This is a genomic window from Gemella sp. oral taxon 928 (assembly GCF_001553915.1).
In the GTDB taxonomy this organism is placed as follows: Bacteria; Bacillota; Bacilli; order Staphylococcales; family Gemellaceae; genus Gemella; species Gemella massiliensis.
The window spans coordinates 102,752-115,747 of sequence record NZ_CP014233.1 but is presented as its reverse complement, the minus strand read 5'-3'; the positions used below and the strand labels follow the sequence as shown (position 1 = coordinate 115,747).

Annotated in this window: 9 protein-coding genes and 1 tRNA gene; 7 read left to right on the top strand and 3 right to left on the bottom strand. The window is 30.1% G+C overall.

Annotated features, from left to right (window positions below):
- The first annotated feature begins 626 nt into the window (after nt 1-626).
- Nucleotides 627-1,652, top strand: a complete 1,026-nt coding sequence (locus AXE85_RS00500; protein WP_062171933.1) for a thioester-forming surface-anchored protein — start codon at nt 627-629, stop codon at nt 1,650-1,652.
- Nucleotides 1,619-3,532: a SpaA isopeptide-forming pilin-related protein gene (locus AXE85_RS00495; RefSeq protein WP_231723826.1), complete on the top strand. Its 1,914-nt coding sequence runs from the start codon at nt 1,619-1,621 to the stop codon at nt 3,530-3,532. Before AXE85_RS00500 ends, AXE85_RS00495 begins: the two co-directional genes overlap by 34 nt.
- Before the next feature lie 20 nt (nt 3,533-3,552).
- On the opposite strand, the gene AXE85_RS08740 is transcribed toward AXE85_RS00495, so the two are convergent.
- Both AXE85_RS08740 and AXE85_RS08735 read right to left on the bottom strand, forming a co-directional pair.
- On the bottom strand, nt 3,553-3,891 hold the full coding sequence (locus AXE85_RS08740) for a transposase (protein WP_250636706.1): 339 nt from the start codon (nt 3,889-3,891) through the stop codon (nt 3,553-3,555).
- A gap of 154 nt (nt 3,892-4,045) precedes the next feature.
- A complete protein-coding gene (locus AXE85_RS08735) occupies nt 4,046-4,930 on the bottom strand; it encodes an ISL3 family transposase (RefSeq protein ID WP_062171920.1) in 885 nt (294 codons plus the stop codon).
- A gap of 329 nt (nt 4,931-5,259) precedes the next feature.
- Here AXE85_RS08735 and ybaK point away from each other — a divergent pair, with 329 nt between their 5' ends.
- Entirely contained in the window at nt 5,260-5,748 is a 489-nt protein-coding gene (ybaK, locus tag AXE85_RS00480) for a Cys-tRNA(Pro) deacylase (RefSeq protein ID WP_062171917.1), read from the top strand.
- 43 nt (nt 5,749-5,791) lie between these two features.
- On the opposite strand, the gene AXE85_RS00475 is transcribed toward ybaK, so the two are convergent.
- Nucleotides 5,792-5,862, bottom strand: a tRNA-Thr gene (locus AXE85_RS00475).
- A 164-nt stretch (nt 5,863-6,026) separates the two neighbouring features.
- Between AXE85_RS00475 and AXE85_RS00470 the strand changes: the two genes are divergently transcribed.
- The 4 genes from AXE85_RS00470 to AXE85_RS00455 all read left to right on the top strand — a co-directional run bounded on the left by AXE85_RS00470 (nt 6,027) and on the right by AXE85_RS00455 (nt 12,925).
- A complete protein-coding gene (locus AXE85_RS00470) occupies nt 6,027-7,010 on the top strand; it encodes a DDE-type integrase/transposase/recombinase (RefSeq protein ID WP_062174635.1) in 984 nt (327 codons plus the stop codon).
- Between the two features lie 544 nt (nt 7,011-7,554).
- Complete coding sequence (locus tag AXE85_RS00465; RefSeq protein ID WP_062171914.1) at nt 7,555-8,448, top strand: DMT family transporter; 894 nt, start codon at nt 7,555-7,557, stop codon at nt 8,446-8,448.
- A 165-nt stretch (nt 8,449-8,613) separates the two neighbouring features.
- Entirely contained in the window at nt 8,614-9,672 is a 1,059-nt protein-coding gene (locus AXE85_RS00460; protein ID WP_062171911.1) for an exonuclease/endonuclease/phosphatase family protein, read from the top strand.
- A gap of 655 nt (nt 9,673-10,327) precedes the next feature.
- Nucleotides 10,328-12,925, top strand: coding sequence for a Cna B-type domain-containing protein (locus AXE85_RS00455; RefSeq protein ID WP_062171908.1), 2,598 nt, complete (start codon nt 10,328-10,330; stop codon nt 12,923-12,925).
- The last annotated feature ends 71 nt before the right edge of the window (nt 12,926-12,996 follow it).

Sequence of the window (12,996 nt, the reverse complement as noted above, 5' to 3'; positions counted from 1 at the left end):
TAATACGATTTTCTTCCATTATAAAAGGTCGTAAAATTTCACACAAAAGAAAATTACTCTTATTAGCAAAATTAAAATAAATGAAAAAAGGAAAAATTCCGTTGTAAAAATGAATAGAATTATCTAAAATATAAGATGGTGAAAAAATTTTATTTTAAATTAATTTTGTTAATAATTTGATAAAAAGTGTAAATGAAAACGATTTAAAAAGGAGTTATACTAATTAAAATTGTGATTTTAGTAAAAATTTTCAAATTATTAATTAAAAGTAATTTTTTTATTACTTTATATAATTAATAGTAATAACACTGTAAAATAAGGTACTTGATTTTAAAAATAGATTAACAATTTATTATTTTGTTTTTGGTTTATTTACATAACTAACATTATTTCATATTTATTTCATATTATTAGTAGTAAAATCAAAAAATATATGGTATAATCTGTAATGGAAAATATGAAGGTAATCTAGGGAAGTAATTTATAAATAGGGTTTAAAGCATTATTTTTTATATTACTTGTGTGGGTTATCTTTTTGTTTTTTATGAGTAGTTATAATAAATACAGGAGGTATATTAAATGAAAAAATCATTTAAAAAATTATTAGTATTGTTCTAACGATACTTATGGTTGTTGGATTAGCTGCTAATTATGTAAAAGCGGAAAATTCTAATGGCGATACCGGTTATCCTAATGATGCCGTAGCTGATTCAGCAGATGGCAAATATTATTCAGCCGGAACAAGTAATCGTTTGGGTATGGTTACATCAGACGAAGAACATAAAATTGCGGAGTATTTTGGTTTTTGCTTAGCCAATGGTAAGCAATTTCCTAGGTATGATTATAATAGTGATCAATATTTTGGTAAGTATGAAAGATTAACAAAACTTAACAAGGATTCTCTTTCTAAATTTGTTAGAGATAATCATACTTATAGCCATGTTTCTACACCTGATGATCAGCTTTGGGATCTTTTTACTAAATTAGTTTATATTTATTTAAAAGATCCAACTAATATTGTAAAAAAAGCAGGTTGGAAAGATCGTGAACATGCTATATATGATTTTTGGCAATTAATTCAAAATGAAATGTGGCGTTATACTGATGGACTAAAAATTGATAATCAAGCCAATCAATACCTATTTGGAAAATATTCAAAAGAATATCAAAAAGCATTATATATATTGCGTGAAGATATGAATAAAATCACCGTGCCTATGGATAAATTTGAACTTCGTGGTTATAAACCGGAATGGCATAGTGGTAAACTTGGATATCAAGCAATTCTTACAGGGCGCTTTAGAGAAACACCGGCAAAAGAAGTACAAATTAGTAAAGTGGACTTAGCCGGAAAAGAATTGCCGGGAGCAAAAATCCAAATTAAAAAAGGTGATGAAGTAGTAGACAGTTGGACATCAACAAATGAAGTTCACAAGGTAAACTTAAAAGAAGGTGAATATACTTTCCACGAAGAAGCAGCACCTAATGATTATACTGTGGTAACTGATATTCAATTTAAAGTTGATAAAGATGGAAATGTAACAATCATTAAGAAAGAAACTAGTGATACTGCAACAACAGAGAATAATAAACTAAAAGTAACAGATCAAAAAAAGATATTGATAAAAATGCTAAATTACAGACAACAGTAAAAGTAAATGAACAGGTTTCAACTACAACAAAATCAGTAGAAGTACCGGAAAATAAAGACGGAGTAAAAGTAGTGGATACGCTACATTATAAAGGTTTAGTTGCCGGTGAAAAATATGAAGTAAAAGGAACAATTTATGCAGTAAATGGTGACAATGAAGAAGAAGTAAAAGAAACAAAAACAGCCGAATTTACTGCAGATGCAAGTGGTCAGGGTGATTGGGATCTTGATTTCGGTAGTGTTAAAAACTTAGAAGCCGGTAAATCATATGTAGTATACGAAGAAGTAACATCAAAAGAAAATCTGGTAGATAAAGATAATAACGGCACTCCGGATGAAAAACAAACATTAGAACATAAAGATCCTAAAGATAAAGCACAGATAATGGTTATTAAACCAAAAACAGAAAAAGAAGTAGAGTTCAGTAAGGTAAATATTGCAGGTAAAGAAATTGCCGGAGCACAAATTGAAATTAAACAAGGTACTACGGTAGTGGAAAAATGGACTTCAAAAGAGAATGAAACTCATAAAGTAAAATTAACAGAAGGAACATACACATTCCACGAAGTGGCAGCACCGAAAGGGTACAAAGTAGTAACGGATATAACATTTACAGTAGATAAAGATGGAAAAGTAACTGTAAAAGATATAAATGGAAATACTGTAAAAGCGGAAGGTAACAAACTAACAGTAACCGACCAAGACGAACCTGTAACACCACCAGCACCACAACCAAAAGAAGTACAATTCAGTAAAGTGGATATAGCAGGAAAAGAGTTGGCAGGAGCAAAAATTAAAGTCTTCAAAGAAGGACAACTGGTAGATAGTTGGACATCAACAAATGAAGTACATAAAGTTAAACTAACAGAAGGAACATACACATTCCATGAAGAAGCAGCACCGGAAGGATACTTAGCGGTAACAGATATAACATTTACAGTAGATAAAGACGGAAAAGTCAAAGTAACAAATGTAAATGGAAATAAGGTAGAAGCTAAGGGTAATAAATTAATTGTAACAGATAAAACAAAACCGGTTAATCCGCCACAACCACCAACACCTGGACAAAAAGAAGTGCAATTCAGTAAAGTTGACATAGCAGGAAAAGAGTTGGCAGGAGCGAAAATTAAAATCTTCAAAGAAGGACAACTGGTAGATAGTTGGACATCAACAAATGAAGTGCATAAAGTTAACCTAACAGAAGGAACATATACATTCCACGAAGAAGCAGCACCGGAAGGATACTTAGCGGTAACAGATATAACATTTACAGTAGATAAAGACGGAAAAGTCAAAGTAACAAATGTAAATGGAAATAAGGTAGAAGCTAAGGGGAATAAACTAATCGTAGCAGATAAAACAAAACCGGTAGTACCACCAACTCCAACACCTGATCAACCGAAAGAAGTACAATTCAGTAAAGTAAACTTAGGTGGAAAAGAAATTGCAGGAGCAAAAATTCAAATTCTAAAAGATGGAAAAGTAGTAGCAAGCTGGACATCAGTTGAAAACAAAACACATAAATTAAAACTGGCGGCAGGAACATACACATTCCATGAAGAAGCAGCACCGGAAGGATACTTAGCGGTAACGGATATAACATTTACAGTAGATAAAGACGGAAACGTAAAAATAACAAATGTAAATGGAAACACTGCAAAAGCAGAAGGTAATAAATTAACAGTTACCGATAAAAACAAACCGGTAACTCCGCCAGCACCGCCTATACCACCGAAAGATAAACCAAAATCAACATTACCAAATACAGGTTTAGCAGATAACGGTATGGCAGAAGTGGCAGGAGGATTGTTACTAGCCGGAGCGGCATTAGCTTATTCAAGAAGAAGAAAAGGTTGGCTCTGTGTCAAATACGGGGCATGAGAAAAAATAAGGATAAAATGCTAAGCAATGCAGTGTTGCTTGGCATTTTTCAAAACGCCCTTAAAAGAAATATTATTTTTATACTCAGAAACAAATAACCTAGAAACAACTAAAATGCGTAATCTAAAGTTATAAAAGCTATTATAACCATAAGAAACTCTCTTTAAAACCTTTATCTTATTATTAATACCCTCCAAAGAACCATTAGAAATAGAATACCTAACACTATTAAGCATATACCCTTTATGTTTTCTCATAGTATTAATAGCCTTACTAACACCATCAGATAAATCGATAGTAGATTTTTCAATTAATTCTTTAAACTCCAACTCATTTCTATACCTTATTGCATATCTAATATCCTGAACTCTCTCATAGCTAGCCTTAAATATACAATCTAATCCTAATAAATAATCTAAAATATCACGTCTAGTAACTAAACTCCTAAAACTCCTATTAAAGAAAAACCTACCATGAGTAACATTACTTTCATCTTCTAATATTAACTTCCAATTATTTTTTTAAAAGAGTATAATTAATACCTTTTTGTTTTTTGTAAATATTCATTAGCTTAACTCTAGTTCTATTAAGTTCTCTATTAACATTTTGAATAATATGAAACCTATCTATAACAATTTCAGCATTAGGAAACTTATTTCTAATCAACTTCATATAAGGAGTATAAATATCAATACAAATAGCCTTAACATTACTTCTAGCCTCTTTAGAAAATCTGGAAAAATAATTATTTAAAATATACTCAGTTCTACCATCAACTATATCAATAATCTCATGAGTTAAAGCATCTAAAAAAATAAAACTCATACCATTTTTACTATCTTTAGTAAACTTTAACTCATCAAAGCATAAATACTCAGGTAAGGTATTATAGTTAAGAATGTCTACATGGGATTTACATTTATAAAGAGTTCTTATAACAGTATTAACCGATACATTATTCATTTTGGCTATTTGTTTAAAAGATAAAGTATCAGCTAAATCACTCATTATAGAAAACTTAACATTTTTAGAAATACTACAGTATTTATCTACAAAAGAAGTAGTAGCTACAAATTTTTTATTACAAGTTTTACACTTGAAACGTTGCTTTCTTAGTTCCAAATAAGCAGGGATACCTGATATTTTTAATAGATTAATTCTAGTAAGTTCATTAAAGCCGTTTTTAACTACAGTATAACCTTTATTAAGACAACCACAGCATTCACACTTCTTGGGTTTATATGTTAAGGTACCTTTGAATACAAAGTACTTTTGATTGTTTTTAATGATTTCTCTATGTGTTTCCTCTATAGTAATGTTTTTATCTTTTATTTGTAGTAGGTTTTTAATGAATTCTCCCTCTTTTATTTCTTTTGTTTTTGTGTTAAAATTATTCATGACAGATATCCTTTCATAGTTTATTTTTTGCACTTTAATTATATTGGATATTTGTCTTTTTGTATATTAAAGAACAATACGAGGTATGGATTTTTCCCATGCCCCGTATTTATTATACAACCAAAAGGTTAATAACTAACCGATAAAAAGGACGGATAATTATTTTATCCGTTCTTTTTTGGCTCTGTGTCAAATATGGAGTATGAGAAAATCAAGTTTTATAGATAATATTTATATAAATTGTTAATATTACTTTGACATAAATTAAACTTTGAAGTAGAATAAAAATTAATAATTAAAAAATAAAATTAATATAACCGAGGGAATATATGGTAAAGAAAAAAGAATTAAAAACAAATGCTATGAGATTTTTAGAGGAACATGGAGTTGAATATAATCATTATGAGTTTGATGTGAAAAGTGATGCGGCAAAAACCGGTGTAGGGGTAGCGGATATTATCGGTAAAGAACACAATCAAGTATTTAAAACAATTATGACAACTGACGGTAAAGGGAATTATGTTGTCGGAGTATTGATGAGTGAAGACAGTATTAATTTTAAAAAATTAGCAAAAGCGGTGGAACTTAAATCATTATCTATGTTACCGCTAAAAGACTTAACAACAATTACAGGATACGTTAAAGGCGGGTGTTCACCGTTTGCTATGAAAAAATTATTTCCAACAATTATTGATATAAAGTGTAATAATGTGGAAACAATTATTATATCAGCCGGTAAAGTCGGGCATCAGATTGAAGTAAAACCTGATGTATTGGTTGAGTTAATCGATGCAAAGATAGCGGATATTTCAGCATAATAAAAAAAGAAGTTAATCAACTTCTTTTTAAACTTTAAAGTTATGCCGCTACCCAGAATTGAACTGGGAACGGAGCATTACCATTGCTCTATTATACCATTTAACTATAGCGGCTTACTAATGATTATAACATAGAAAGAAAGTAAAGTACATAGGAAATTTTTCATTTAGTAAAAGTGTTGTAGTGTTACAATAGATGTGAGACATATAATAAAAAAAAGAAGAGTAAATCCTGTATAATGAAGTTACCTACAAATCAAAAAAAGGAATTTACTCTTATGAAAACTATTATAACAGAAAATATAGAAAAAACACAACGATATATACCTCATACTTTACAAACAAGAATAGCTGCAGTTAAAACTTATAGAAATGGTAACTCTATCCGCTTTATTTGTAGGCGCTATAAAATATCAAAAGCCTCTCTTTTGCGTTGGAATAAAAAATATGACGGTACTAAAGAGTCTCTTATAGATAAGTCTCATAGACCTCATTCCATTCACCCTAACGCCCATACAGTTGAAGAATTGTCTTGGATTAAAAATCTTATTAAACGTAATCCTAATATTTCTATGATTGAATTATATGCTAAACTTAAATTCAACAAAGGTTATAAAAGACATCCTTGTTCTTTATTTAGAGTGCTTAGAAAATTAGGTTTTTATAAAGATACTAAGAAAAAAGTAATTCCTTATAAACCTAAACCCTATAATACACCTACTGAAATTGGTAAAAAATGGCAACTTGATGTGAAATATGTTCCTAAACGTTGTTATGTAGGAGAAATTCCTGATAAATTTTATCAATATACTATCATTGATGAAGCTACTAGGGAAAGATTTATTTTCCCTTTTAAAGAACAATCATCATACTCTACTGTTCAATTTGTTAAAATGGCTATTGATTATTTTGGGTATAAACCCAAGATAATTCAAACTGATAATGGTTTTGAATTTACACATTTTAAAGATACTAAACGAATACACCCTTTTGATGTATTGTGTAATAATCTTGGCATTAAACATCAACTTATTAGACCTAGAACTCCTAGACATAACGGTAAGGTTGAACGTAGTCATAGAAATGATAATGAACGTTTTTACAGGCGTTTATCTTTCTTTTCGTATGATGATCTTATATCTCAGATGAAAAAGTATCTATATCGCTCTAACCGTCTTCCTATGCAGACTTTAAATTGGCTTTCTCCTGTTGAAAAAAGAAAAGAGTTACGGAAAGAGTCTATAAAAATATGCCGGCTTTAATTCCTTGTTAGATAATAGATTTCACAACTTATTTGTCAAGGACAAGGGCTACGCCTTTTTCAAATCCTTGACAAATAAGTTTTAGAAATCTGAAATGTTCTCTAAGGAATTAAAGCTGGCAAATCTAATCAAATAATGTAATTTACGTCGGGGGCTTCATACGGTTTACATAGAAGCTAGCTTCTATGTAATTCTATTATATCCGGTATTTATTTTTTACTTTTTTTGTCTCACATCATTTACAAATGTACAGAAATTTTTCATTTAGTAAAAGTGTTTGTAGGGTCGAAATAGGCGTAGGATAAGAGGGTTAAAAAACAGTAAATTCCGCATAAATAAATACCCGTAAATTACAAAAGAAATTAAGAAAGGTTTTTATCGGTATTTTTTTAATTTTGTTCAAATCGGCACTTCGTCATTGCTTTTTGAATTTTATTTTACAGTGTATTATATAAATGTTAACGGTTGAAATTTTTAATATAACACTATAAAATTACATGGTGAGGTTTTATTCATATACTTTACGGTAGAAAGGAATTGTAATGTGAGAAAATTTATAGCGGAAATATTATTAAGTATTGTAACGATAATTTGGGGAATAGCTTTTGTTTGGCAGAGTTTGGCAAGTAAGGCTCTCGGTCCGCTCAGCGTTGTCGGATTTCGTTCGATAATAGCGGTAATAGCGATTAGTGCTGTTGCACTTCTTTTCCCTACACTTTATAAAACTCAAGAACCGAAGATTAAAATTCAAAAAGTAAAGTACAGCAGGCTTCTTTGGTCGCTTCTTTGCGGTATAGTTTTGTTTTTAGCCATGTATATTCAACAAATAGGTCTTGCTATGACAACAGCGGGGAAAGCAGGGTTTATTACGGTGCTTTATATTTGTTTAGTACCTTTTATCGGGGTATTTCTTGGCGAAAAACTTAATAAATACTTTATTGTAGGTTTAATCTTGTCGGTTGTCGGTTTTTATTTATTATCTGTAAAAGAAGAATTTACCTTTGAAACAGGTGATTTAATAGTTTTTATCAGTGCATTTTTATACGGTGCTCATATTATAATAATCGGTTATGCTACAGTTAGGGTTAACTCAATGTTATTATCTATTAACCAACTGGTAGTAGTTAGTGTTTTAAGTTTAAGTCTAGCAATCTTTAAAGAGAATATTACACTGGATGCCGTGGTAAGTGTAGCTGCTCCACTGCTTGCTTTAGGAGTATTATCAAGTGCCGTCGGTTATACTTTACAAATTATCTCTCAACGTGATATACCTGCCCACACTGCTTCACTTATAATGAGTTTGGAGTCTGTTGTTGCGGCGATAGGTGGCGTTATAATATTAGGAGAACATATCGGGCTTAGAGAAGCGGTAGGAATGGTTATTGTTTTTATCGGCATAATTATTTCTCAGAAAAAAGATAAAAAAATTAAAGATTAATTGTAATTTAACGGAAAAAATTATGATTTTAAAAAAATAAGATGCGTTTTCTTATAAGTGTTATTATATTTAATAAAGTACGATAAAAATTATAAAGAGATTGTTTAGAACTTTTTAGTTTAGAAATTTCAAATTTAATTTTGATATATTTTAAGGAGAAAATTCATGAAGAAAATTTTAAAAATAATATTATATGCAATATTAACCTGTCTTTTGTTATTCGGTGCGTTGGTCGGCTATTTAATGGCGACGGAGTATAAACCGAAAGATATTGAAAAATTATCCGTAGTCGGAACAGGTGGTAAGGTAGTAGAACTTAACAAAGATTACAGTGCATTAGATTGGAATATAGGGTATGCCGGGCTTGATAAAGATGAAGACTTTTTTATGGACGGTGGAGAGATGGTTTTACCTTTGGATAAGAACCATGTTGAAGAAAATTTAGAAAATATTTCAAAAATAATAAAAAATGAAAATGCTGATATAACTTTTATTCAAGAAATCGACGAAGATTCAAAGCGAAGTTACAATATTAATCAGGTAGAATATTTGAATAAGGAATTAGGGTTAAATAGTATTTTAGCTTATAATTTTAAGGTAAAATATATTCCGTACCCGTTGCCGCCGCTTGGGAAGGTAAATAGCGGTATTTATACAGCGACCAAATATAATATAGATAAGGCTGAACGTTATCAAATGCCTATACCGTTCAATTTTCCTGAAAAAATAGCCAATCTTAAACGAGGTTTTTCAGTTATTTACAGTAAGATAAACAACAGTGATAAACAGTTGGTGCTTATTAATGCTCACCTTGATGCCTATGACAAAGGAAATAAAGGGAAAATTGCTCAGACAAAGCAATTAGTTGAATTTATAGAAAAAGAATATAAAAAAGGCAACTATGTACTGGTAGGTGCGGATTTTAACCAATCGCTTAGAGAATTATCAAAAGAAGAATTAGGAAAAGTGCCTCTTGATTTATGGCGTGCTGAGAATTTTGATAAAAGTTTATTACCAAGTAGTTTTAAACTCTATCATGGAACAAATTCAGCGAGATTAACTAATAAGCCGTATAAAAAAGGTGAAAAAGATATTTATGAATTTGTTATTGACGGTTATATAGCCAGTGATAATATTGAAGTAAGTTCAGTAGAAACATTACCATATGATTATCGTTACAGTGATCACAATCCTGTAAGATTAAAATTTAAACTAAAAGGATAAAATATAAGCGAAACAAACTCTTTGCTAAATTATGCAGAGGGTTTGTTTTTTAATGTGGTTGGTGTAATAAGAATAAGAAATTTTAAAAAATATAATTTAGTTAGAAATTGATTTTGGCGGACTGCTTTTGTATAGTTTATTAGACTTGAGAAAGATATTTTAAAGTGAATTTTCAAATAAATAAATCATGTATTTAACTTGTAATAAGAAAATTCGGTTAGAATTTTTAGCTTTTAGATTAATCCCTTAACTGTACGTTTTTGCTTTTACTAAGTATTTTATTTTTTGTAGCTAACTTAATTTTACAATATGTGAATAAATATTTTTTGAGAAAAACTATATTATTTTTTCTTAATTTCACACTTATTACATATTAAAGTTGTATAATGAAAAAGGATAATTAGTGGACCTAGCAACTAATTATATCCTGATATTTATAACACACTCATAAGAAGGGGTGGGGCTAAGTAAGAAATTTACTTAAAACCGCCGCCTTCTTATCTATATATTAGAATATCAACAAAATAGAACAAAAAGTGAGGAAATAAAAATGGCTAAAAAAAAAATTATAGATTAATAACAGAGAAATATAATAAAAAATAATGATAATAATTATAGAAACGGAATAAGAAAGACAGAAAGGATTTAAAAAATAATGCGAAATAAGTTAAGTGCAGGTATATTAAGTATATTACTTTTACTAACTACGCTAAGTGCTTCTTTAGGAATTGGTAAAAGTTATGAACAAGAAAATAATATAAGCGATAAAGTTGTTACCGATTTAACGGTAAGTAATAATAATATTCAAGACGGTGGGAGAACTACCGTTCAATTAAAATTTAAAGAAAACACCGCTCATAATATTAAAGGTGGAGATTTTATAGAGGTTACTTGGCAGAAAACCGGTCAACCTACTTTTGAAGGGTATAGTAAAAAAATACAGTTGGAAGTTAAAGGTCAGCATGTGGCAGATTTGGAAGTAACTGTAGATAAGGCTGTAATTAGATTTAATGATAAAGTTAACAATTTAGATGATGTAGAGGGTTGGGCAACTTTTGAAATTACAGGAAGAAACACTACTCAAACTTCAAAAGAAGATATTAAGACGGGTGATATTGTTTCGGGGAATAAAAGGGTGCAGGTTTCTGTTACCAAGCCGGAATCAGGAACGGAAAGTGTATTTTACTACAAGACAGGTAATATAGATCCACAAGATACGGAGCATATTAATTGGTGGTTAAATGCAAATATGAGAAAAACTCATGTTAATAAAGAAATTAGGATTGAGGATGAAATTCAAGGTGGACAAGAACTTGTTAAAAACAGTTTTTATATCACAGTTGAAGGGACACATTCTAAAATATTCAATGGAGCTAATGCCTTAAATGAATTTGCACATTATTATAAAGGATCATCTATTAGTGTAAATGGTAATAAAATATCAATATACATACCTCAGGGATATGCTTCTTTAAATCATTTTTCAATTTACTACAAAACAAAAATAATAAACAAAAATCAAAAAGAATTTGTAAATAAATCAAAAGCATGGTATCACGAATACAATAAAGAAAAAGTAGTGGGGAAAGATTTTAACTATACTGTAAAAAATATTTATGCAGACGGTGAAGTTACGGGAACTGTAAAAGGCGAACTAAAAATCTTAAAATATTTAAAAGGAACATCAATAGGAATACCGGACGTTGAATTTAGTCTAAAAAAAGAAGATAATTCGGCAATTATAGACGGAAAAGATACTATTATTTTAAAAACAGATAATAAGGGTATCGCTAATATTAAAAATCTTCCTATTGGGAAATATAAAGTAAAAGAGATTAAAGCGCCTAATTGGATTGACTTTAATCCGGCGACAGCTCAGACCATGGAATTTGAAATGAAAGATACGGATATTGTAGGGAAACTTCTAAAAGTTTATAACGATGTAAAACGAACAAATGTCCATGTGAATAAGGAATTTAAAGATGAAAAAGGAGAAAATTTAAAAGACCCTGTAGAAAAAATACTGGTACAACTATATAAAGACGGGGTAAAAGAGGGAGAAGTCAAAGAACTGAATAAATCAAATAATTGGTCATATACCTTTACAGATTTAAAAGAATACGAAAAAGTAGGGACAGACGTTAAAAAACATGTCTATACAGTTCGAGAAGTAGGAGAAATTGACAAAAAAATACAACTGAATGAAAAAACATTTGATGTTGAGTATATAAAAAATTCAGATAACAATTTCACTATTAAGAATATTTTAAAAGAATCTAAAAAGGTTAAAGTTACGGCTCAAAAGACTTGGTCAAACGGTGAAGCGGCAAAAGAAGTGGAAATATTTTTACTTGAGAATGGAGTTTATAAGTATAAACATCAAATAGCAAAACCTGAAAATAATTGGCAGGTAGAATTTTCTAATCTTCCTAAATTTGATAGTAAAAATCAAGAGATAAAATATACCGTTACGGAAGTTAGACCGGATTTAAATACCGTTAAACAAAATAATATCGTTAGCTTAGATAATAAAAAATATCAATTTAGTATTACAGAGTATAAAAAATATAATTTTGTAATTGATAATAAATATATTCCTGAAATATTGCCGAAACCTAAGAAAAAAGATGTAGTAGTAAGCAAAATAAGTTTCAACGACGATAAAACAATATCAGAAGTAGTTGGAGCGAAGATACGAATTTTTGAGGGTGAAGATGGTAGAATAGTAGATGAATGGATAACTGAAAAAGGGAAAAATCATACAATTAAAGATTTGGAAGTAGGGAAGAAATATACCTTTAGGGAAATATTTGCACCAACAGGCTTTAAAGCAGTAACAGATTTTATATTTAGCGTAGATGAAAAAGGAAAGATAACAATTCATTCTACACTTACAAGTGGAAAAGCGGAGTATAAGGACGGAAAGTTAGTTGTTACTGATGATAGGGAAGTAATCCCGACCCCACCTGTACCGACGCCACCAACACCAACGCCACCTGTTCCAACGCCACCAACACCAACGCCACCTGTTCCAACGCCACCAGCTCCAACACCGCCAGTCCCAACACCGCCAACACCCGATAAGCCGACAGATAAAGAAGAACAACCACCAAAATCTAAGGATAATATTCCGAAAAAAAATAAAAAAATTACTAAATTGCCAAACACAGGGGAAGTTCCCAACAGTAACTTCGTTTTGGGTATTTTTGGATTAATATTGGCGTTTGTAATAAAAAGAAAATATATAAAATAGATACATATTAAGGTTAAAATAAGTCCCCTCAAAACGGTTCATGTTTTGAGGGGATATTAAAATTATTATAA

What these genes read in the sequence shown, in the direction of transcription:
- AXE85_RS00455 (WP_062171908.1), top strand. Translation starts at nt 10,328, where the DNA reads ATGCGAAATAAGTTAAGTGCAGGTATATTAAGTATATTACTTTTACTA.
- AXE85_RS00470 (WP_062174635.1), top strand. Translation starts at nt 6,027, where the DNA reads ATGAAAACTATTATAACAGAAAATATAGAAAAAACACAACGATATATA.
- ybaK (WP_062171917.1), top strand. Translation starts at nt 5,260, where the DNA reads ATGGTAAAGAAAAAAGAATTAAAAACAAATGCTATGAGATTTTTAGAG.
- AXE85_RS08735 (WP_062171920.1), bottom strand. Translation starts at nt 4,930, where the DNA reads ATGAATAATTTTAACACAAAAACAAAAGAAATAAAAGAGGGAGAATTC.
- AXE85_RS00500 (WP_062171933.1), top strand. Translation starts at nt 627, where the DNA reads ATGGTTGTTGGATTAGCTGCTAATTATGTAAAAGCGGAAAATTCTAAT.
- AXE85_RS00460 (WP_062171911.1), top strand. Translation starts at nt 8,614, where the DNA reads ATGAAGAAAATTTTAAAAATAATATTATATGCAATATTAACCTGTCTT.